Origin of the sequence: Nitrosospira sp. Nsp13 (assembly GCF_900101945.1) — a bacterium.
Lineage (GTDB): Bacteria > Pseudomonadota > Gammaproteobacteria > Burkholderiales > Nitrosomonadaceae > Nitrosospira > Nitrosospira multiformis_D.
In genome coordinates, this window is the sequence record NZ_FMVD01000004.1 from 41,746 (window position 1) to 63,511 (window position 21,766).

Consider the following 21,766-nt stretch of genomic DNA (forward strand, 5'->3'; position numbering starts at 1 on the left):
TGAAATTCTTAACAAACCCCTGAATATACTGCTGCAGCGGCTTCCCGATTCTTCTTGTCGCATATTTTTACACCAGGATATGAGAGATCTGCGGGGTATTTCATTTAAAAATCAATGTTACCATCGTAATATCATATACTTGTGAGATACTTTCAGTATTAACATAAGGAATTCTTATAAGATAGCCACTGCGGAAAGTTCAGAATTTTGTCGAGTATTTTTACACTTCGATAAAAGAATCACCCCGGGATTGTTTATGGCAATCTTTTATTCATATATGAATCATAAACTTATGGAACAATTCTTATTTTAGGCACAAGGCTTGCTTATATGAAGGTGGATACAAAGGTTCAGGGGAATTTGAATTCCCACAGCAGGGTTGAAACCAATAATTATTTTTAATCTTTTGAGGGTCACATCATGAATAAAACTATAACTTCGGTTCTCGCCGCAATCGGCATTGCAGCATCGGCTCCGGCATCGGCGATCATCGTCGGTGGCATTGATTTCGGAGTGCTGGGAGGAGATCCTACCAAGACTCATATTGAAACAGCCACGCTTGCCCAAACCTTCATAAATGGCAACGGGCAAAATGCATCTGTTTATGGGTACATTACGACCGTCAATGGCGATAATACCTATTGTGCTGACGGAAGCGGTAATTGCGGGCTGTTCTATACTGCGACCTTTAGCGGTTCGCAGAACTTCAGCTCGTCCTACGTCGAATTCACCAGTGCAACCGTTTCGGTTTTTTATAGCAATGTCTCCCCTATCAATTTGCTGAATCAGGACTCGCCGACCAATATAGCGACCATCCAGGCGTTTAATGGCGGAAATCCCTGGGTGACGCTGACGGGTCACGGCAATCTCGGCGGTATCGCCGATCCTTTGGCGGTAGTGAATGGCGGCGGCATCTTGACCGGTGCAAGTTTGAGCGGAACGGGTTTCGGCTTGTTCGATGTGTCGGGCCCCGGTGACGCTTCGGTGATTTCATTCCTCAACGCAAACGGTGTGCTGGATGCCGCGGGTGGTGCAACGGATATTGTGCTCACCAGCTCATTCAACAATACGATACTGAATATTTTCGATCAGGCGAACGGTTTTGCCAACGGTTGCCAAGATGGAACGGCTGTAGCGGGAGCCTGGTGCTTTCAAGGTACGTCGAATATTCGCGGGGATACTCAGATCCCCGAACCCGGCATACTCGGGTTGGTCGGCATCGGTCTTCTCGGATTGGGCGCAGCAGCCCGCCGCCGGAAAGCCTAATTAGTCCCTATGTCAATGTAACAGGCTGTTTTAACCAAAGATAAGCGCGTCCACTATGGTGGGCGCGTTTTTTTTATGCGCCACCACCACAGTTTCAGCAGATTCAATCCTGCGAGAACCTCCTTGGCGCTAATAATCCGAACGTTCATAAATTCACGTGTCCTCGCTGGTCTTTTGTTTCGTATGGAAATTTTGTTCAGTCGGGCGTATGAATAGCTACACCACTCTTTTACAAAATCCCCTACAACACGAAATCCTGCGCAATGATCAAGCGAATTTATGAAAACATCTGGTTAATCCGTTAGGATCCAGCTCCCTTTTTTGTGTGGTGACAGCCTACCGTAAGGCGTCTCAGGCTTTATAGGATGCTGTATTGAACCCACAATGGCTCGATACGTAATACAGCGATCTTGCCCCCCGCACGCAAATAATGCTTTGTAGCATTGCCTGGTGAGCTTCGTAACGGCTGCGCTAGGTGGATCTCCAGTCTCCATTCCAACGCAACGTGCACAACTTCGTAGAATCGAGCTTTCGGCAATTTTGGAGGCGCTGTTGCACCGATGCCGAGATGCGCCCGCTCGCCAAATAGGATTTGGCGTCTTGAATGCTGGATTATCGAAGCAACTTTCAATGGATGCCGACATCAACTTCGGCAACCGATTGAACAGTTCGCCTCGCCCAACACTTGGAGCCCCCGGCCACCAGATTCCAAAGATGGCGCTTCTGGCGCGCCGTCGCATGGCGGTTAGGAACTGCCCGCAAACTCCACGGCTGCTACGACCAATCCTGCTATCCGCCAACCGTGGGCTTTGCCCCCGCTCAAATGAAGCACGATGCCATGCTGGCGAACCTGGTGTTGTCGACCGGGGCGGGAAGATCCACCTCGATTTGTTCAGTATACGCGCGATCCGCGCCAACCACCGAGGATCAGGCGCAAACACCAACGGTCATCTGCGCGACTATTTCACCTGTACCAAAGTACTATCAAAATTCAGTACTTCTGTCACAGGTTTTGACACTCTGACAGATGAGATCTCACTGGACTACTCCATATATATGATTTATTTGTTATATATCAACAAGATAATAAATAATTTTATATCTGGCATGGAGATTGCTTATAAGTTAGTAGCAGCTCAAAAGGTTCAGTGAAATTCAAATTCCCCAGCGGGGTTGGAACCAAAATAATGTTACTTCTATAACCTTTTAAGGATCACATGATGAACAAAACTATAACAACGCTTCTTGCCGCAATAGGCATCGCGGCATCGGCTCCAGCATCGGCGATTATTGTCGGCGGTGTTGATTTCGGAGCATTGGGGGCAAGTCCTATCAATATACACCTGGAAACCGCCACACTTGCCCAAACCCTTGTCAATGGAAACGGGCAGAACGCGACCGCTTACGGTTACATCACTACTCTTAATGGAGATAGTACCTATTGCGCCGATGGAAGCGGTAATTGCGGGTTGTTTTATGTCGCGCACTTCAACGGTTCACAGAACTTCAGTTCCTCTTACGTAGAGTTCACCAGCTCAACGGTTTCAGTTTTTCTAAGCAATGCCTCACCTATCAACTTGCTGAATCAGGACTCGCCGACCAATCTCGCGACAATCCAGGCACTTAACGGCGGGAATCCCTGGGTAACGCTGACGGGTCACGGCAATCTCGGCGGGATAGCTGATCCCTTGGCGGTTATTAATGGTGGCGGCATCTTGACCGGTGCAACCGCAAGCGGTACGGGTTTTGGCTTATTTGATGTATCGGGGCCTGGCGAAGCTTCGGTAATCTCATATCTCAACGCGAATGGTGTGTTGGATGCCGCGGGTAACCCCACAGACATCGTACTGACCAGCTCATTTAACAATAGGGTCCTAAATCCTTTCGATCAGTTGCATGGTTTTGCCAACGGTTGCCAGAATGGAACGGCTGTGGCAGGAGCGTGGTGCTTTCAAGGAACGGCAAATCTGCGTGGCGACACCCAGATCCCCGAACCCGGCATACTCGCACTGGTCGGCATCGGTCTTCTCGGATTGGGTTCAGCAGCTCGTCGCCGCAGAGCCTGATCAGCGGCAATACCGCAGTAATAGCTTGGCCACTAAAAAACGCGCTCACTATGTGGGTGCGTTTTTTTTGCCACGACAATAAGACTTCTACAGACTCAACTCTGCGAGTATCTCCCCGGCGCTATCAATCCGTGAGGGTCCAGCTCTCGTTTGAGGGCGGCGACAGTCTGCCAATAAGGCGTTTCGGGGTCTATAAAATGCTGCATCGAATCCACGGTGGCGCGATACGGAATACAGCCGATTGCACGTCCCGCCTCGAATAGTGCGTTATAACATTGCCTGGCGCGCTCTATAGCTTCTTCACTGGCGCGATCGAAGAGCAATGGCACTGTGCTATTGAAGCAGCGATCGGATAGACTGGTCAGCGTTATGAGAGGTTCAAGACGATGCGCAATGCAGACCTCATGCACCATCTTCGTATACTCCCGAACCCTGTCCGCACGCATGGGCACCAGGGGCGAATACCATATCAAGCCGCAACCATCCCGTGCCGGGTTCATCGGAGTGTTATCTTCCGGCCGCTTACCCGAAACCCAGTAAGCCAAAGGAAGGGCAATCTCGCTAGGCTTGCCCGATAGTGCCTGCAAGGTCTTGTCAAGCAGACCAAACATGTTTTGCAGCCCCAAGCCCGATTCACCAGGGATAAGACGACTTAGCCGTTTAAGGTTGCCTACCGACTCCGGTGTAAAAAAAACCAGTTTCTTGACGATACCAGAAAGCCTTTTTTTTATCACGGACTTGACGGCGCGAACCACGCTGGCATTACCATATATTGCGCCCGTCCCCATCCAGGGCATGACCTGATTTCGGCGAGCCATTTTCAAAAGATACTGTTCGTCAATGAGACCATTTTGATCAAGCTGATCGCGAGGGTAGGACTCCATCATCGATAACACCCTGCGTGTATTCAGCAGGTTGATTAAACCAAGCGACCCGCCAACTTCGCTTAATAAAGCACGCACGGCTTCCACCGCGCGTTCGATATCAGCATCGTGTGGCAATCCAAAGAAGAAAGCTTCCACTCGCTCGGGAACCGGTGCAAGCGCAATTGTCATCTGTGTGACGATACCAAATGCGCCCTGACAGAAGATGCCATCGAGGAATGGCCCAACCCCCCATTTGAAAGCCCTGTCCACTTCAACACACCCCAATTCAGCGAGCGGAGGCTTGTAAACTCTGCCATCGGAAAGTACTGCCTCAAGAGACGTCACCGAAAGAAAGTGGTCAGCATGCGGGACCATGCCATAACCGCGCTCAAGGGCGTTTCCAACCAGACTGCAATCAGGACCGGCACCGGTGACGGGACAAAGAAATCTAAGCGAGTTCTCATCAAGATACTGCTGCAGGAGTCGCTGGGTGACACCCGGTTCAAGCGTCGCCAGTCCGGCTTCGACGTCCAGCGTAATGCCGGTCATGCCTGAAAGATCAACAATCACACATCCATCGATAGCCGGATTTGCGCTGCCATAACCCCAATTATTACCCGTGCTGACAGGGTACAACGGTACCCCTAGCTCTCGTGATGCCTTGACGATGGCCTTAATCTGTCCTTGGGACACAGGACAAACGGCCCCCGGGATAGTCCGGTGTATACCGGTAGTGCAAACACTATATTTAACTTCGGCCGCTAATCGACCGAATACCCGACCCGATCCGAGTTCGTCAGCCATCCTCTCAAGGAATAATTCGTATTGACTTTCGCGATCCATAAAAATTGTCTCCAGAGAAATCGATGCTGAAATAGCAATATTTTACGGGCCATCAGACAGGTGCAACGACACGTAGCATCTACTTTCCATGTAGGCAGCAACTGGCGGAATCCGCGCAGTGAGCTGATGATGATGGATGAAAACGTAGCATCCAAAACGAATCCAGACTTGGAAATTCCGTCTCACGACTGCAGACGGTAAATATTGACACGGATACACGTATGGTCGAAAAATGCCTTGTTTCTGGACTGAAGTTAAAACTGGGTATCATGTTATAGCGCGTACACGTGGAGACTCTACCAGTAAGGCGTCGAGATAGCTACACACACCCTTAGAGAAGTACTATGGCAAAAATTTCTGAAGACTCCAGGGTGAGATCCCAAATAAGCTGGAAGGATCATAGACGCACTCAATCTTTAAGTATTACAATATATAGTCAGCGGAAAGGATGGCATCGTTCGATGCTGTCTGTTCAATAAATTGCTCGCTACAGACGCCATCAAATTTCACACCCCTAGCACGTCCGCACATGGAGCAATTGAGAAAATAGAGCCGGAATTCCGGGTATATCCCAATTAGAGCCGGAATATCCAGCGTATATACTAATATACTAATACTAGCCAGAAAAATCTCTTAATGGTTTCCTGGTTTTTCTTTTGTTCTTAGACAAGCTCCATATTGATGATCATTTGCTTGATCCTGGGAGCAATAATTTTTAGCGATAAAAACCTGCGATTGGTGTTAGCCTCTACGCTTGGCACGGATAAACAGTAAACCTGGACTGGACAAACGCTGATCGCATTACGACAGGCTCTTCTTTCTAAAGGTGCCTTCGGTATCCAAGGAGGTCAAGTGGTATGGATATATCCCTTATTAACAGAGAGGCTCTACCTCCTATAATAAAATCAGGCGATCGAATACGAGAAGCCGAGATAAAAACCCATATCAGAAGCCTAGTAGGAGCGCGCCCTCTTTTATTCATATGGCAGTTGTTTAGCGCATGGTGTGTGATCGCCGCCGCGATCACACTCGCAATCTGGGCAGAGAGTATATGGGTGAGTCTGCTTGCTATTTTTCTGGTGGGTACCCGCCAGAATTTGCTGGGCCTACTTGTGCATGAGCAAGTTCATAGACTAGGATCGCGCGGACGCTATGGCGATCTGATCACTAATTTATTTGCCGCCTACCCATTGCTCGTACTATCGGTTGAAGGTTATGCCCAAGTACATTTGGCGCATCACAAGTACTTCTATACAGACAAGGATCCTGACTTTGCTCGTAAATCTGGACCTGAATGGAGCATTCCGATGTCAGGGCGGCAACTCATGCGTCTATTTTTTGGTGACATCTTTGGGCTCAACATTTGGCGCTTGATTCGTGGAAAGCGGCCTGAAGCCGCCGGTATGCGTGATGAATTCCGACGGCGAAACCCGACACCAAAGTGGGTACGCTTCGCATTCTGGACGATAGTCGCAGCCGCATTATCCTTAAGCGGAGGCTGGTCTTACTTTCTTTTATACTGGATTTTGCCGCTTCTTACGGTTGCTCAGTGCCTGGTGCGCCTTGGGGCGCTAAGCGAACATAAATACAATGTCAATTCGACAGAACTCAATGATTCCACACACCTGATTGAGCTTTCCTGGTGGGAGCGTGCGCTCTTGCCCAATCTGAATTTTACTTTGCACCATTACCATCATATGTATCCCGGCCTGTCATTCTCAACTTTGCCCCTTGTACATCGTATGTACATGGAAGCCGGGCTTGTACATAAAGAAAGTGTGTTACATGGGTATGGTGACTTCTTCCGGCGGCGTGTATTAAAATCGCAACCTTCTTTATTTCAGGATAGATCCGGGGTCAATGTGGATTGATGCGAAGTGAGTTTTCAGTCTGTGCAAGGTTTATCGTTTTGTCAATTTAACCTTAAGGTTCACGGGTTCCATCGTGAATTTGAATCTTTCTTCGATTGATACCTGGTCCACCCGCTCCATAATAAAGTTTCGACCTAGCATAGAAGCCAGCATTTTGATCTGAAGCAACGCCAGATAGCGGCCAGGGCATAAACGTGGTCCTGCCCCAAACGGCATTACAATCCGCTTAGCCGATGCCCCCATCTCGGAGTGATTGCTTGTCCCATCCCATCGCTTTGGATCAAATCGTTGCGGGTCGGGGAAGTTTTGTGAATCTAGCCCCCCAAGTCGCATGAGAGCGAGGATCGGCGTGCCTTGAGCGACTCTGACATGACCCACCATGGTGTCGCATTTCGCTTCAAGAAAGACAACCGGTCCCGACGGTTTCAAACGCATCGCCTCCTGCGCCACTGCTTCGATATACCGGAGCGATGAGATGCGGCCAAAATCCTGTAGTACGGTCTGATCCTCAAGCACGGCGATGGCTTCAGCCTGCACTGCGGCTTGAACATCATAATCCTCACAAAGAAAGTAACTGATCCACGCGAATACATTCGCTGTGCTATCCGCTCCAACGAGCAGAGTTGTGAAGACATTGCCATAAACATCCTCATCCGTGAACTCTGAATCCGGCTGATCGCGTACGGCAACAAATGCTTCAATCAGATTGCGCGGCTGGTCGAACAGCGAAGAGTCGGCATTCATACGAGCCCTTGTTTGTACTATAAAAGTATCAACTTTGTCGCGCAATGTACGGAGATTGTTATCAAGTGCATGATCCGATGGTAACTTGAAATATCGCCAGTAAGGAAAAGGTGTGTTGAGCCGGCGATTGATAGCCGGGAAGATCATATCCAAAGATTTTTGAAGTGCGGCATCCTTCCCGTCTATAGTATTGATCTCACTACCAAATGCCAAACCAGCGGTAACATCGAGTGAGTAGCACATCAGATCCGCCAGAATGTCAATGGATTCTCCCTGCTCCGCCGCCCGTAGCCAGCGTTGCCGTAGCCGTTCAGTAATCTTTACGAGGCTTGGAAAATAGTTACGCAGATGGCCGGGGTCAAACGCGCGCATTGTCAGTTTTCGCTGCCGATACCATTGCTCACCCTCCGCCGATAATACGCCTGATATTCCCATGTCTCCAAAGACGGTCTCGATTGAGGAAAAACGGCGGAACGTTTCCGGCCGTGCCCGGAGAATCTCGGAAACCGCCTGCCAGTTGGAGACCACCAGCGCGGTGCGGGCCGCCACCTTTAAACGGTAAAAATCACCATACTTCCGGGACCAATCTTCAAGGATCAAATGAAGACGCGTTGCCTCAAGCTGCAGCAGGTTTCCGAGTATGGGAATTCCAGGCGGCAGCGGCAGGCTCCGTAAATCCGTGGTTGTTTCGAATTGAGTCTTCATTGTCTGTATCTCCAGAGTAACCAATTTAGAATGCGACTCATGCGCCGCGAAGCCAGCCGCGCACTAACACATTCAACCGTAGCGTGACCAATTTCATGAAAAACAACCCAACCATTCGTGACTGATTTCTTGTGTACCTCGACCCCTGGTTTCCGATTCGGCCGGCTTGTTATGCACCCATCGACCGATATCGCCCTGATAAGTAAGCCGGACTGAAAAAAATAAAGTTTGCCTCGAAATCGCCGTTCATATCTTTCATCAGGCTGCAGAATGCTTGAATGTTCATTTTTTTGATCAGGTGGCGGTCAACTCACCCGCCAACATAGTATTGGGTTGCGTCACCAGCGCCCGGCCAATCGCAGCGAAGGAAGCACCGTCTTTGGAACTCATCGAAATACTTTAACGCGCTTGGATTTCCCGCTCGCCGGAGTATAGCGTTTGTAAATATGCTCAAGCCGGGCTATGCTCGCAGAAATGTGTGACGTCTGACAAGCTAACTTTGCAAAAGAACACAGAATGACTGATTGATTGCAACATGCATATTAGAAGCTTGGAAAAGCTGGAATGACTACGAATAACAGTGTTTCAGGAGTGTGCTGGCCATGTTTTTACCAAAAATATTTGATCTGGGCAATGCCTTCAAACAGTATTTTGAGATTGTACCGGCTTACTCGGAAGCATTGAAAGATGAAGTATATCGCGTGCGGCATCAGGTTTATTGCGAAGATCTGAAATTTGAGCCGATGCGGCCAGATGGACGCGAAATCGATGAACATGACGCTTGTTCGCTGCACCTCCTGATACGCAACGTAAATACACATGAATTCATCGGTTGTACCCGCATTGTCCGCACCGATCCGGAAAATCGCCAGCATTCCCTGCCTTTCGAGATAGCCTGCACCAATGCACTGGACCTTTCGATCGTTGATCCGACGAAATTGCCGCGTCAGAGCATTGCCGAAGTGTCACGGCTCGCAGTTATTTCGCGCTACCGCAGGCGTAAAGGTGAAGCCACTAAAACCGTCGGCATTTCGGATGAGGATTTCGGGACACCCGATCTCCCGCGCTTTCCCTACATTCCAATCGGTCTTTACATCGGTACTATCGAATTGGCGCGCCTGAATGGGATTGATACGCTGTTCGTTTTGACAGAGGAACGCCAAGCGGCTCATTTTGGGAAACTGGGTGTCAAGATTCAAACCATCGGAAGCCCGGTTGAGCATCACGGTCAACGTATACCCTCAATGATGAGTATCAGCGGCATCATCAATAATATGCGACGCATGTTTCGTTCGCTTTACCGCACCATCGCAGCAGATATAGAAGCCGGCACACCATAACAAATTCTTTGCAAATTACTTCAAACAAAAGCTTATAGAGTAGGGGAAAATTGCAGTTTTCATGACCCCCGCATATCTTTAAGCTGCATGTAACCCTACCTCCAATCAAGCTTCATCACAGCTTTCCAGCGGGCTCCCGCGGCAGTTGCGCCTCATCGCATATCTTTTTGCAGCAATAAGTTACTCCGCTACACGAGACTCCATATCCCTATTGTGTTTAAGGCTATTGAGGTTCACACTCCTGCATGGGTAGGCCCAATAAACTGCAAAAAAACAGGGAGAGTCAAATGAGAAAAAGCTTCTGCTTGACGCTGTGTGGTGCGGCTAGTCTGTTTCTTCTATGTTTCAGTGCCTGGGCAAGCGAGAGTGTTGGTTCCGAGCTCAGCGAGGCACGGCAAGTGGCTCAGTATAACTACGTCATTCATATCCTGGCGATGTTGCTGGTAGGCTTCGGTTTTCTCATGGTGTTTGTACGAAGATATGGATTTGGCGCCACGACCGGCACTTATCTGGTGGTGGCTGTCGGTCTTCCCCTTTATATGCTGCTGCGGGCGAACGGAATTCTAGGCCATGAAATTGCGCCAAACACCGTGAAGGCTCTGCTTTTCGCCGAATTCGCGGTGGCGACCGCATTGATTGCCATGGGAGCCGTGCTGGGTCGCTTACGGGTTTTCCAGTATGCATTACTGGCACTTTTCCTGGTGCCGGCGTATCTGATGAACGAATACCTGGTGCTGGACAATGGGATGGGCCTGACGGAGGGGTATCAGGACACTGCTGGGTCGGTCATTATTCACGCCTTTGGCGCCTATTTTGGCTTGGGGTTATCCCTTGCTTTGACCACCTCCCGACAACGTAGTCAACCGATTGAATCCGACGAGACTTCTGATCGCTTCGCGATGATTGGTTCAATGGTACTGTGGCTTTTTTGGCCCAGTTTCGCCACTGCTATCGTACCTTTCGAGCAGATGCCGCAGACGGTCGTCAACACTGTGCTGGCGCTTTGCGGAGCGACACTCAGCACCTATTTCCTGAGTACGTATTTCCACAAAGGCAAGACATCGATGGTCGACATGGCGAATGCGGCGCTGGCCGGGGGAGTAGCCATTGGATCGACATGTAATATCGTATCTCCTTCAGGCGCTTTCGCAATTGGTCTGTTGGCGGGTGCTGTCAGCGTCATTGGGTATGTATTCATTCAACCAGCATTGGAAAGACGCTTCAAAATCGTTGATACCTGCGGCGTCCATAATCTGCATGGGATGCCCGGATTGTTAGGTGCATTGATTGCCATCATGGTAGTGCCGGGTATCGCAGCATCTCAGCTCATTGGTATTACTTTCAGCGTAGTGTTCGCCTTCGTTGCCGGACTCATCGCCGGTGCAGCGATCAAAGCCACAGGGACGACGCATCTAGCCTACGAGGACAGTGAGGAATTCACTCATGTCGCACCTCCTGAAATCAAGGGTATGGGAGGGGGACATTAAACCTAAATCCGGTAGTTGACCGCTCATTCATGAGTTTAGTTCTATGATTCATAAAGATTTCCTGTGTTATGTGAGGCTCACCTTTTGGGTGAGTCCGCTACAGGGCGGATCGCACGGTTTTTATGGCGCATGGCAGCGTTGCAACGCCTTGCCCCGCACCCCCAAAAACCGCACACTCCACCCTGTCCAACTACCGGATTTAGGTTAAATCGAGATACGAACCTGAGGAATCTTGAATAAACGATGCCAGGAAGCGAAACGGATAACTGGTGAATTTCCGGTAGCGCATGGGGGCAACCGTTACATCAGAATGACATCATATTGTTCCTGTGTATAAGCGGCTTCTACCTGCAGGCTAATGGGCTTGGCGATAAAATCGCCAAGTTGGGCCAGGCTTTGGGATTCCTCGTCAAGGAATAGATCGATGACCTGTTGTGAAGCCAGAATACGGAACTCACGGGCGTCGAATTGACGGGATTCGCGCAATAATTCGCGCAGGATTTCGTAACACATTGTTTGCGCGGTTCTGACCTCGCTACGCCCCTGGCAGGTAGGACATGTCTCACACAGAATATGGGCAAGGCTTTCTCGTGTGCGTTTGCGCGTCATTTCCACCAACCCAAGCGCGGTGAAACCATTGACGGTCATGCGCGTACGGTCTTTCATCAGCGACTTTTTGAATTCGGTGAGCACGGCATTTTTATGCTCCGCGCTTTCCATATCGATAAAATCAATAATGATAATGCCGCCCAGATTTCGCAGGCGCAACTGGCGTGCGATGACCTGCGCCGCCTCCAGGTTGGTTTTGAAAATGGTGTCATCGAAGCTCCGCACGCCGACAAACCCGCCGGTGTTGACATCCACGGTGGTGAGCGCCTCGGTCTGATCAATGATAAGGTAGCCACCGGATTTAAGGTTTACCCGTCGCGCCAGACATTTCTCAATCTCATCTTCGACGCCATACAGATCGAATAAGGGGCGCTCTCCGGCATAGTGATCGACTCGTTCCGTCACATTTGCCATGTAGTCTCGCGCAAAAACAATCATCTTCTGAAAGGTTTCGCGTGAATCCACCAGAATACGTGCCGTGCCGTCATCCACGAAATCGCGCAATACACGATGGCTAAGATTCAAATCCTGATAAAGCAGTCCGGGCATACCGGTTGAGGATTTCTCTTCAATGTCGTGCCACAGCTTGTACAGGTAATCGATATCTGTCTGCAAATCTTGCTCACTGGCGGCTTCCGCCATGGTGCGAATGATAAAGCCACCTTTTTCGCCTGGCAGCAGCAGGTGTTTCAACCTTTCGCGTAATAATTTGCGCTCTGTTTCATCCTCGATACGCTGTGAAATCCCGATATGGGACACCTGCGGCAGATATACCAGCATCCGCCCGGCAATACTCACTTGAGTGGACAATCGCGCACCCTTGGTGCTAATGGAATCCTTGATGACCTGGACGAGAATATTTTTTCCCTCGTACAGTAGTCTTTCAATGGGCTTATCGGCATCCTCGCTTTGGCGCAGCCTCCAAATATCGGCCAGATGGAGAAAGGCGGCGCGATCCAGACCGATATCCACGAAAGCCGATTGCATCCCCGGCAGTACCCGTGTGACGCGCCCATTGTAAATGTTGCCGACAATTCCGCGGCTGCTGGTACGCTCTATATGCAGTTCTTGCACCGCACCGTGCTCCATTACGGCAACACGGGTCTCTTGCGGCGTGACATTGACAAGAATTTCGCTAGTCATTAATCCTGAATCCGGCAGTTGACTGTTCATTGATTAGCTCGTTATTCAGTGGAGCACCATGAACCGCAGGGTCTCTTTTCGTCAATAAATCTTTACCTTTTTACTTAGGGAAATATTTTTATACCCGATTCTTCCAGCAGTTGCCCGGTCTCGAACAGCGGCAGCCCCATCACGCCACTATAGCTGCCGGAAATCTCCGCTACAAAAACTGCCGCTATCCCTTGAATCGCATAGCCGCCGGCCTTGTCATGCGGTTCGTCGCTGGCAAGGTACAATCGAATTTCGCGTTCGCTGATGTGGCGGAATCGTACCGTGGAAGCGGAGGTGCGCACATGTATTCCGTTTTGCGCAGCTACCGCGACCGCGGTCAATACCTGATGAGTCTGGCCCGAAAGAGCACGGAGCATCTCTTGCGCATGGGCAGCGCTCTCCGGCTTGCCAAAAACACGGCCTTTCAGGACCACTATCGTGTCGGCGGCGAGCACCGGGAGCTGTGGCAGCTTGCGCTGCATAATCTGCATCCACCCCGTTCCGGCTTTGGTCCGGGCGATACGGGAGGTGTAAATTTCCGGCACTTCATCCGGCATTGAAGTCTCATCAACATCCGCCATGCGGGGTAAGGCTTCACGCAGTAATAGCGTTGCGAAATTTACTCCGATCTGTTTCAACAGCTCCCGCCGGCGGGGGCTGCGGGAAGCAAGATAAATGCGATTCTCCGGTAGAGTCATATTTTCTGTGAAATACTCTATTCAATTCAAATTCGGTAGTTGGAGCGGGCTCACCTGAATGATGGCCGTCAAATAATACGAAATATTGTCATTAATCATAATACTGATGTACTCAATGAGCGGTCGATTGCCGGATTTGGGTTTAAATGTTTACGGTCTGTGCCTGCTACACCCGGTGGTAAGGATGCCCCTTGATAAGGGATACGGCGCGATACAATTGTTCCGCCAGCAGTATCCGCGCCAAACCATGCGGCAGTGTCAGTGCGGATAGCGCCAAAACCTCATCCGCCGAATTCTTGATACCAGCGTCCAACCCGTCCGCTCCACCCACGATAAAGGCGGTATCACCGCCATTTCTCATCCATTCCGTAATGGAATCCGCCAGCTTGGCAGTAGTCAATTGTTTACCACGTTCATCCATCGCCACCATCCGGCACCTGGGGGGCAGGGCCGCCAGGATGCGAACAGCCTCGGCAGCCAGCAGCTGTTCCAGTTTCTTCCCGCTACGCTTTTCCGGCTTGATTTCCAGCAATTCAATGGTGGCTTCATGTGGCATGCGCCTGGTGTACTCTTCAAAACCGGCCGCAATCCACTGCGGCATTTTGTGACCCACCGCACAAACAAGAAATTTCAATCTAAATCCGGTAGTTGGACGGGCTCACCTGGAAGGCGAAAGTCACATAATAAAAAATATTGTTATTAATCAAAATACTGTCCTATTAAATGAGCGGTCAACTACCGGATTCAGGTTCATGCGAAGTACTCAGATTTAACTAGCACCGCCGGACTTGGGAGATTTTTTCTTGAGCGGCGAGGCCGATTTAGTGGAGGTTTTGCGAGGCTTGACGGTCGATGGCTTGGCAGCCGATGACTTGACAACAAGAGGTTCAAGAAGAGCCTTGCTTTCACCGGCACCGGCCTTTGCCTTGCTTATCTTTTTCTTTTTCGCTTCTGCCCATAATTCTTCCAGATTGTAGTGGGCACGAACCGTGGTTTGCATGATGTGTACCAGCACGTCTCCCAAATCCACCAGTACCCATTCTCCGGTTTGCTCACCCTCCATGCCATAAACCGTACCGCCACCGGTTTTGACTTTCTCCACCACATTGTTCGCAATAGCCCTGGTGTGACGATTGGAATCCCCACTTGCGATAATCATGCGGTCGAACAAAGTGGTTATCCGGGTCACATCCAGCGCTTCGATATCGTGCGCTTTTATTTCTTCCAGCGCGGCAACAACTATTTTGACCAATTTAGCGAGTGTCATCCTTCTCCTGAATACAAGTGATTCGCTGCAATATAATCGAGAGCCTCGTCGGGCATCAGGTAACGGACGCTTTTTCCAGCGGCGATATGCGCACGAATGGTCGTTGCGGAAATATCGAGTAAAGTTGTCGGCGCGATAAAAACCAGTCCACTGGATGTATATTTAAGGCTATCCGCGCTGGATACCCAGCGTTGCGCGCACTCCTCTTCCAATTGTTGCGGCAGATTCGATGCTAACGCATAACCCGGTCGAGCCACAATGATGAAGTGGCATAACCTGAACAGTTCACGCCAGCTATGCCACTCGGCGAGTTTCATGAACGCGTCCGTCCCGATGATGAAACATAGTATGGCGCGCTCCCCCATCTCCCGCCTAAGCTCGCGCAGCGATTCCACACTGTAACTTACACCATGACGGCGAACTTCGCGCTCGTCCAGTACAAATCTGGAATTGCCCCGAATCGCAATACGCACGATCGCGGCACGGTGTTGAAGCGATGCGGCGGGAGCACGACGCAACCGCGGAACACCGGCGGGTACGAAGCGCAGTTCTCGCAGGCTGATCGTCTCGGCAATTTCTTCAGCCACACGCAGGTGGCCGTAATGAATGGGATCGAAGGTACCGCCAAAAATACCAATGAGCGGAAACTCGGATCTCATTGACTGAGAAGATCGGAGATGAGGGAGTGCGGAAACAGTTTCCTGTCGACCTGAATCCGGCAGTTGATCGCTCATTTCTCGGTTTGGCGGGAGTTGGATTGAAATTCTTTATTCTGGCATTTCGCTGCGGCGAACTCTTTCTCACAACAGTACCCGGCGCATATCGGCCAGCACCTCGACCAGGTGTGCAGTGAAGCGCGCGGCGGTTGCGCCATCGATTACGCGATGGTCATAAGACAGGGATAACGGCAGCATTAAACGGGGAACAAGCTGGCCATCGCGATAAACAGGTTTTATGCTGGCACGGGATACGCCGAGAATTGCCACCTCCGGCGCGTTGATGATGGGCGTGAATGCGGTGCCGCCGATACCTCCCAGACTCGAGATAGTGAAGCTTGCGCCCTGCATTTCAGTGGGCTTCAGCTTACCTTCGCGAGCCAGTACCGCGAGATTGGCCATTTCCTTGCCGATGTCGATCACACCTTTCTGATCAACATCGCGAATGACCGGCACCACCAGCCCATTTGGCGTATCCGCCGCAAAACCAAGGTGGTAATAGTGCTTCATTACCAGATTTATTTCGCCGCCAGCACTGTCAAGCGAAGCACTATCCAGTGAGGCATTGAATTCAGGAAATTTCTTTAATGCCGCTATCGATGCTCGCATCAAAAAGGCAAGTATCGTGACCTTTACGCCATCTTTTTTTGACGCCTCATTGGACTCCTTGCGCAGGGCTTCCAATTCCGTAATGTCAGCCTCATCGAATTGTGTCACATGCGGAATCATTACCCAGTTACGGTGCAGATTCGCTCCGGATATTTTTTTGATACGCGACAGTGGCTTCAACTCCACCGGACCGAATTTCGCAAAATTTACTTGCGGCCAAGGCAGCAGATTAAGTTCCGCGCCATTGCCACCACGTGGTTTTGATAATTCAGCCTTGACATAGGCCTGTACGTCTTCCCTGAGTATGCGCTGTTTCGGGCCGCTGCCGCTTATCAATCCCAGATTCACGCCCAGTTCGCGCGCAACTCGCCGCACTGAGGGGCTCGCATGGGCCTTTACGAAGGTAGCTTCGTCTATTGGTGGACGTGTAGAGGATTGATGGGTTGCCTTCGGAATTGAGGCCTGCGCCGATCGAGAGGTCTCCGCCTCTGAATTTGCCGAAGAATCGGCGTGCCGGACAGGTGCGGAAAGAGATTGCGACTCGGAAGCCTGCTGTGAAGCTGTGCTTGATGATGGCGCGGTTTGAGAAGTTTTCACCGAATTGTCCGTTTCAGCGACTTGCATCACTAAAATAGGCATACCTTCAGAGACCTTATCACCTACTTTTACAAGTACTTCCCCGGCTACACCCGCAAAAGGGGAGGGCACTTCTATTGTCGCCTTATCCGATTCCAGCACGATCAGCGAGTCCTCCACCTTGATCGAGTCGCCGGCTTTCACCAGCACTTCTATCACGGGAACGTCTTTAAAGTCACCGATGTCCGGAATCAATACCTGTTTAGTCTCTGCCACGCTTCTTTCCTTCGTGTTTACATTAATCCCGATTTGGAAATAAGGATTGGCGGCGCGCAATCCAGCAGTTTCGTGACCCGCACTGATAATAAATCACGGCCGACCGAGGTACGCACCTCTATGTGTCTTGGGGCAAGCATCCATTCACGCATACGTTCGCTCATACAGTCACTGGGTTTGGCTTGTCCGGATCAATGCCGAACTTGCCTATCGCTCGCGCCACCTCTTCCGCCGGTATTTTACCTTCCTCGGCCAATGCCTTGAGCGCAGCCACGGTGACGTAATAGCGATCCACTTCGAAGAATCGGCGCAGTTTCTCACGTGTATCGGAACGGCCAAAACCGTCCGTACCCAACACTTTATAGCGCCCCGGCACAAATTCACGTATCTGATCGGCGAATATTTTCATATAGTCCGTGGCCGCCACCACAGGTCCCTCATGATCTTTGAAACATGATCCCACATAAGATAACTTTGCCGGCTCGGCGGGATGCAGCATGTTCCAGCGCGTTACGTCCAGCGCTTCACGCCTCAATTCGTTAAAGCTGGTAACACTCCAAATGTCGGCGGCAATGCCATACTCCTTCTCCAGTATTTCTGCCGCCGCGATAACTTCGCGCAAAATGGTGCCGGAACCGAGCAATTGCACCCGCAACCCGGAATACTCCCCCCCTGTCCGATTCCCTGTCCGGAACAGGTACATGCCTTTCAATATACCTTGTTCCGCATTCACTGGCATTTCCGGATGCGGGTAATTTTCGTTCATCACGGTAATGTAGTAATAAACGTCTTCCTGCGTGTCATACATGCGGCGCAACCCATCCTGGATAATAACCGCGAGCTCATACGCAAATGTGGGATCGTAGGATATACAATTGGGAATGGTCGATGCGGACAGATGGCTATGACCGTCTTCATGCTGCAATCCTTCTCCATTCAGTGTTGTGCGTCCGGCCGTGCCTCCCAATAAAAATCCACGGCAGCGCATATCTCCCGCTGCCCAGGCCAGGTCACCGATGCGCTGAAAGCCGAACATGGAGTAGAAAATGTAGAACGGGATCATCTGCACACCGTGAGTGCTGTAGGCCGTAGCGACGGCCATCCATGATGACATGGCACCTGCTTCGTTGATACCTTCCTGCAGAATCTGACCGCTCTTGTCTTCTTTGTAATACATCAACTGATCGGCATCTTGCGGCGTGTAGAGCTGTCCTGTTGACGACCAGATGCCCAACTGCCGGAACATGCCTTCCATGCCAAAAGTACGCGACTCATCCGCAACGATCGGTACCACATGTTTGCCTATATTCTTGTCTTTCACGAGAATATTGAGGATACGCACAAACGCCATGGTCGTGGAGGATTCCCTTCCCTCGCCGCTTGCCTTGAGCAATGTATCGAACGCGGATAACGGCGGTATCGGCAGCGCCTCGGCTTTACGCTGGCGGCGATGGATGAATCCACCCAGCGCCTGCCGCCGCTGCTGCATATAGACGAACTCGGGGGAGTCTTTGTCAAATTTCAGATACGGTACGTCGTCTATTTTGTCATCCGCAATGGGCAACCCGAAACGGTTACGAAATGCTTTCAGCGACGTCGTGCCCATTTTTTTCTGCTGATGGGTGATGTTCTGCGCTTCGCCCGCCTCACCCATACCATAACCCTTGATGGTTTTGGCAAGTATCACAGTCGGCTGTCCAGTGTGCCTGGCAGCGGCGGTGTAAGCAGCGTAGACCTTATGCGGATCGTGACCCCCGCGGTTCAAACGCCAGATATCATCGTCCGACATGTTAGCGACCATTTCCAGCAATTCCGGATATTTGCCGAAGAAGTGTTCGCGCACGTAGGCACCGTCTCGGGACTTGAAATTCTGGTATTCACCATCCACGCATTCCATCATACGTTGCTGCAACAGGCCCTTGGTATCCTTGGCCAACAAGGAATCCCAGTAGGAGCCCCAGATTACCTTGATGACGTTCCAGCCGGAACCGCGAAAAGCAGCTTCCAGCTCCTGGATAATCTTGCCATTGCCACGCACTGGGCCATCAAGGCGCTGAAGATTGCAGTTGACGACAAAAATCAGATTGTCCAGATTTTCCCGCGAAGCAAGCGAAATCGCGCCCAGGGATTCCGGTTCATCCATTTCACCGTCGCCCAGAAAAGCCCAGACCTTGCGTCCCTTGGTCTGGACCAGCCCCCGGCTGTCCAGATATTTCATGAAACGCGCCTGATAGATTGCCATTAATGGCCCCAGCCCCATTGAAACCGTCGGGAACTGCCAGAAATCAGGCATCAGCCATGGATGCGGATAAGAGGATATGCCCTTCCCGTCAACCTCCTGGCGGAAATTGTCGAGTTGTTCCTCCGACAATTCCCCCAGCAGAAAAGCATAGGCATAAAGACCGGGGGAGGAATGCCCCTGGGCGAATATCAGGTCACCACCATGATCCTTGGAGCGTGCATGCCAGAAGTGATTGTAGCCTACGTCGTAGAGTGTCGCGGCAGATGCAAAGCTGGCAATATGGCCGCCAACATTGGAATGTTTGTTGGCGCGCAGCACCATCGCCAGGGAGTTCCAGCGCACATAGGAACGGATACGGTGCTCCAGCGCATGATTACCGGGCGAGCGGTCCTCCTTGCCGGGGGGAATCGTGTTGATATAGGCGGTGGTGGCGCTATAAGGCAGATATGCGCCGGAACGGCGGGCCTTCTCCACCAGTCTTTCCAGCAGATAATGCGCCCGTTCCGTCCCCTCGTGTGTGAGTACGGATTCCAGCGCGTCGAGCCATTCCTTTGTTTCAGTTGGATCTATGTCTGGTATGGGTTCCATGTTTCATCTCGCATATGTTGGAGGCTTTACCGTATTACGCTGCGGCTAAACCCTTGCCTGAATGGTTTGGGCGCGTTCCGCAGCCGCTATGGTATTACACAGCAACATGGTGATGGTCATTGGCCCCACTCCGCCCGGCACAGGCGTGATGTGACCCGCTTTCTCCTTGACCGTTTCAAAATCCACATCACCCGCAAGCTTACCGTCAGGCATGCGATTGATGCCGACATCTATTATCGTTGCACCTGACTTCACCATGCCGGCGGTGATCATGCGCGGCTTTCCAACGGCCACCACCAGAATGTCGGCCCGTTTCGTGTGCTCGGTCAGATCAAGTGTCTTTGATGTGCAGATTGTGACGGTTGCCCCGTGTTGCAACAGCATGAGCGCCATCGGCTTACCGACGATGTTGCTGCGGCCAACCACCACCGCATGCTTGCCCTCAACCGAAATGCCACATTTTTCCAGCATTTTCATTACACCATAGGGAGTACAAGGCGGAAAAACCGTATTGCCGGTAACCAATGCGCCGACATTGTAAAGATGGAATCCATCCGCATCTTTTTCCACCGCGATGGATGCAATGATCTTGCTGCTCTCGAAATGCCGAGGTAGCGGCAGTTGCACCAGAATACCGTGGATCTTCGGGTTCCTGTTCAGTTCCTGAATGCGCTGTATCACCTCGTCCTGGCTCGCCCTTTCCGGGAATGCATGTATTTCCGAATAGATTCCAGTCTCGCTGCAAGCCTTGGCCTTGTTTCGCACATAGATGCTCGAAGCCGGATTGTCGCCCACAATGACCACAGCCAACCCCGGCTGCACGCCATTTTCCGTTAAGCGCTCGGCCCGAATCTTCCATTCGGCCCGCACTTCTCTGGCTAACGCATTGCCATCCATGATTGTGGCACTCATTATCTGCTCGAATCAACAATATTGCGGGATTGATACAAGGACGATTATACGTTGTCCGCTTGAGGCCTTCACCCTCCGAACGACTTATCATGACGGCGTCTAGGGATGCACATGCAAACAGCGACCAAACTGCGGCGCTGACCATGAGTAAACCACGAGCAATCCCATAGTCGGGGCGTTCTCCGCGATCACGGGGGAGGCGAACTAGTCAGTTCTGATTTTTTAATTTTTGACTTATAAATCAATAACCCAATCAAGAATGTCGGAATAACAACCAGGGTAGCCGCCAAGAGTCCTGCCGCCAGCACATCAATTCCATCAGTTTTTGGAAGGAAGATCGTCACTGCCCAAACCGTTACAAAGGCTGCTGCCGCACCACCGATAAACATGATTTTTTTGCCACGCTCGTAAAAACGCCACAGTGAGCCAGAAACCCTTATCTCGTCCCGATACCCATCAAAAACCAGTGCCAGACTATCATCATTCGGCTCAGCCTTGTAGCCCATGGTTAAGGCATGCGCGTCGACACCATCTTCTGTTCGAGACATGTTTTTCAGAAATACGATTCGCTGTTGAGCCTGCTTTTTGCTCATGCCGTCGCTGATAAGCATTGCTTGAAGTGCTGTAAAAGCATGGTCACGTGCATTGGTTGATAAGCTGAGGCTCTCGCCGCGGCGCCACATGACACCCAGCAGGTACAGCTGAATTGTCATTTGCCTGAACTGCGGCGCAAAGTCATATCCCTTGTCCTTAATTATTGCAAGCTGGGAAGCCAGTATCCCTCGCGCATGTTGTACGCAGATATCAATCCCAGTCGTTTCCGCGTCAGTTTTCGTGTCATTCATTGTCGTAATTATGGGGCTATGCCCGGCCCTAACTTTGAATTTGTAGAGGAACCCATTATATACTGGC

Annotated in this window: 17 protein-coding genes; 6 read left to right on the forward strand and 11 right to left on the reverse strand. The window is 51.0% G+C overall.

The window, feature by feature from the left end:
• The first annotated feature begins 420 nt into the window (after positions 1 to 420).
• The 3 genes from BLO43_RS06400 (at position 421) to BLO43_RS06410 (ending at position 3,332) form a co-directional block, all read left to right on the forward strand.
• The gene (locus BLO43_RS06400) at positions 421 to 1,266 is read left to right on the forward strand and encodes a PEP-CTERM sorting domain-containing protein (protein WP_090906357.1); all 846 of its coding nucleotides are present in this window, start codon (positions 421 to 423) and stop codon (positions 1,264 to 1,266) included.
• A 600-nt stretch (positions 1,267 to 1,866) separates the two neighbouring features.
• Positions 1,867 to 2,418: a hypothetical protein gene (locus tag BLO43_RS06405; protein WP_139149247.1), complete on the forward strand. Its 552-nt coding sequence runs from the start codon at positions 1,867 to 1,869 to the stop codon at positions 2,416 to 2,418.
• A gap of 65 nt (positions 2,419 to 2,483) precedes the next feature.
• On the forward strand, positions 2,484 to 3,332 hold the full coding sequence (locus BLO43_RS06410; protein ID WP_090906359.1) for a PEP-CTERM sorting domain-containing protein: 849 nt from the start codon (positions 2,484 to 2,486) through the stop codon (positions 3,330 to 3,332).
• Positions 3,333 to 3,427: 95 nt separating this feature from the next.
• Here BLO43_RS06410 and BLO43_RS06415 read toward each other — a convergent pair whose 3' ends face one another.
• The gene (locus BLO43_RS06415) at positions 3,428 to 5,041 is read right to left on the reverse strand and encodes an FAD-binding oxidoreductase (RefSeq protein WP_090906360.1); all 1,614 of its coding nucleotides are present in this window, start codon (positions 5,039 to 5,041) and stop codon (positions 3,428 to 3,430) included.
• A gap of 857 nt (positions 5,042 to 5,898) precedes the next feature.
• On the opposite strand from BLO43_RS06415, the gene BLO43_RS06420 reads away from it, so the two are divergent.
• The gene (locus BLO43_RS06420) at positions 5,899 to 6,912 is read left to right on the forward strand and encodes a fatty acid desaturase (protein WP_090906361.1); all 1,014 of its coding nucleotides are present in this window, start codon (positions 5,899 to 5,901) and stop codon (positions 6,910 to 6,912) included.
• A gap of 30 nt (positions 6,913 to 6,942) precedes the next feature.
• Here the strand turns inward: BLO43_RS06420 and BLO43_RS06425 are convergent, their stop codons facing one another.
• Positions 6,943 to 8,361: a cytochrome P450 gene (locus BLO43_RS06425; protein ID WP_090906362.1), complete on the reverse strand. Its 1,419-nt coding sequence runs from the start codon at positions 8,359 to 8,361 to the stop codon at positions 6,943 to 6,945.
• Positions 8,362 to 8,963: 602 nt separating this feature from the next.
• Between BLO43_RS06425 and BLO43_RS06430 the strand changes: the two genes are divergently transcribed.
• Positions 8,964 to 9,701, forward strand: coding sequence for a PEP-CTERM/exosortase system-associated acyltransferase (locus tag BLO43_RS06430; protein ID WP_090906363.1), 738 nt, complete (start codon positions 8,964 to 8,966; stop codon positions 9,699 to 9,701).
• Between the two features lie 287 nt (positions 9,702 to 9,988).
• Positions 9,989 to 11,188: an ammonium transporter gene (locus tag BLO43_RS06435; protein WP_090906364.1), complete on the forward strand. Its 1,200-nt coding sequence runs from the start codon at positions 9,989 to 9,991 to the stop codon at positions 11,186 to 11,188.
• A 300-nt stretch (positions 11,189 to 11,488) separates the two neighbouring features.
• Here BLO43_RS06435 and rng read toward each other — a convergent pair whose 3' ends face one another.
• The 9 genes from rng to BLO43_RS06480 all read right to left on the reverse strand — a co-directional run bounded on the left by rng (position 11,489) and on the right by BLO43_RS06480 (position 21,699).
• Positions 11,489 to 12,940 carry a ribonuclease G gene (rng, locus tag BLO43_RS06440; RefSeq protein WP_090906365.1) on the reverse strand — a complete coding sequence of 484 codons (1,452 nt, stop codon included), beginning with the start codon at positions 12,938 to 12,940 and terminating at the stop codon, positions 11,489 to 11,491.
• A 104-nt stretch (positions 12,941 to 13,044) separates the two neighbouring features.
• On the reverse strand, positions 13,045 to 13,668 hold the full coding sequence (locus tag BLO43_RS06445) for a Maf family protein (protein ID WP_090906366.1): 624 nt from the start codon (positions 13,666 to 13,668) through the stop codon (positions 13,045 to 13,047).
• Between the two features lie 166 nt (positions 13,669 to 13,834).
• Positions 13,835 to 14,302: a 23S rRNA (pseudouridine(1915)-N(3))-methyltransferase RlmH gene (rlmH, locus tag BLO43_RS06450; RefSeq protein ID WP_090906367.1), complete on the reverse strand. Its 468-nt coding sequence runs from the start codon at positions 14,300 to 14,302 to the stop codon at positions 13,835 to 13,837.
• A 135-nt stretch (positions 14,303 to 14,437) separates the two neighbouring features.
• Complete coding sequence (gene rsfS / locus BLO43_RS06455; protein ID WP_090906368.1) at positions 14,438 to 14,935, reverse strand: ribosome silencing factor; 498 nt, start codon at positions 14,933 to 14,935, stop codon at positions 14,438 to 14,440.
• Complete coding sequence (gene nadD, locus BLO43_RS06460; protein ID WP_254773366.1) at positions 14,932 to 15,594, reverse strand: nicotinate-nucleotide adenylyltransferase; 663 nt, start codon at positions 15,592 to 15,594, stop codon at positions 14,932 to 14,934. Before nadD ends, rsfS begins: the two co-directional genes overlap by 4 nt.
• 141 nt (positions 15,595 to 15,735) lie before the next feature.
• The gene (aceF, locus tag BLO43_RS06465) at positions 15,736 to 17,112 is read right to left on the reverse strand and encodes a dihydrolipoyllysine-residue acetyltransferase (RefSeq protein ID WP_090906369.1); all 1,377 of its coding nucleotides are present in this window, start codon (positions 17,110 to 17,112) and stop codon (positions 15,736 to 15,738) included.
• A gap of 160 nt (positions 17,113 to 17,272) precedes the next feature.
• Positions 17,273 to 19,942: a pyruvate dehydrogenase (acetyl-transferring), homodimeric type gene (aceE, locus tag BLO43_RS06470; RefSeq protein ID WP_090906370.1), complete on the reverse strand. Its 2,670-nt coding sequence runs from the start codon at positions 19,940 to 19,942 to the stop codon at positions 17,273 to 17,275.
• Between the two features lie 45 nt (positions 19,943 to 19,987).
• Positions 19,988 to 20,854 (reverse strand): bifunctional methylenetetrahydrofolate dehydrogenase/methenyltetrahydrofolate cyclohydrolase FolD, encoded by an 867-nt coding sequence (gene folD / locus BLO43_RS06475; protein WP_090906371.1) that lies wholly within the window; start codon positions 20,852 to 20,854, stop codon positions 19,988 to 19,990.
• A 188-nt stretch (positions 20,855 to 21,042) separates the two neighbouring features.
• On the reverse strand, positions 21,043 to 21,699 hold the full coding sequence (locus BLO43_RS06480; RefSeq protein ID WP_090906372.1) for a hypothetical protein: 657 nt from the start codon (positions 21,697 to 21,699) through the stop codon (positions 21,043 to 21,045).
• Positions 21,700 to 21,766 lie beyond the last annotated feature (67 nt).

Excerpts from the sequence above, each read along its gene's own strand:
- nadD (WP_254773366.1), bottom strand. The coding sequence starts at position 15,594 with ATGAGATCCGAGTTTCCGCTCATTGGTATTTTTGGCGGTACCTTCGAT.
- folD (WP_090906371.1), bottom strand. The coding sequence starts at position 20,854 with ATGAGTGCCACAATCATGGATGGCAATGCGTTAGCCAGAGAAGTGCGG.
- rng (WP_090906365.1), bottom strand. The coding sequence starts at position 12,940 with ATGACTAGCGAAATTCTTGTCAATGTCACGCCGCAAGAGACCCGTGTT.
- BLO43_RS06445 (WP_090906366.1), bottom strand. The coding sequence starts at position 13,668 with ATGACTCTACCGGAGAATCGCATTTATCTTGCTTCCCGCAGCCCCCGC.
- BLO43_RS06400 (WP_090906357.1), top strand. The coding sequence starts at position 421 with ATGAATAAAACTATAACTTCGGTTCTCGCCGCAATCGGCATTGCAGCA.
- BLO43_RS06420 (WP_090906361.1), top strand. The coding sequence starts at position 5,899 with ATGGATATATCCCTTATTAACAGAGAGGCTCTACCTCCTATAATAAAA.
- aceE (WP_090906370.1), bottom strand. The coding sequence starts at position 19,942 with ATGGAACCCATACCAGACATAGATCCAACTGAAACAAAGGAATGGCTC.
- BLO43_RS06430 (WP_090906363.1), top strand. The coding sequence starts at position 8,964 with ATGTTTTTACCAAAAATATTTGATCTGGGCAATGCCTTCAAACAGTAT.
- BLO43_RS06410 (WP_090906359.1), top strand. The coding sequence starts at position 2,484 with ATGATGAACAAAACTATAACAACGCTTCTTGCCGCAATAGGCATCGCG.
- BLO43_RS06415 (WP_090906360.1), bottom strand. The coding sequence starts at position 5,041 with ATGGATCGCGAAAGTCAATACGAATTATTCCTTGAGAGGATGGCTGAC.
- BLO43_RS06435 (WP_090906364.1), top strand. The coding sequence starts at position 9,989 with ATGAGAAAAAGCTTCTGCTTGACGCTGTGTGGTGCGGCTAGTCTGTTT.
- BLO43_RS06425 (WP_090906362.1), bottom strand. The coding sequence starts at position 8,361 with ATGAAGACTCAATTCGAAACAACCACGGATTTACGGAGCCTGCCGCTG.
- BLO43_RS06480 (WP_090906372.1), bottom strand. The coding sequence starts at position 21,699 with ATGAATGACACGAAAACTGACGCGGAAACGACTGGGATTGATATCTGC.
- rsfS (WP_090906368.1), bottom strand. The coding sequence starts at position 14,935 with ATGACACTCGCTAAATTGGTCAAAATAGTTGTTGCCGCGCTGGAAGAA.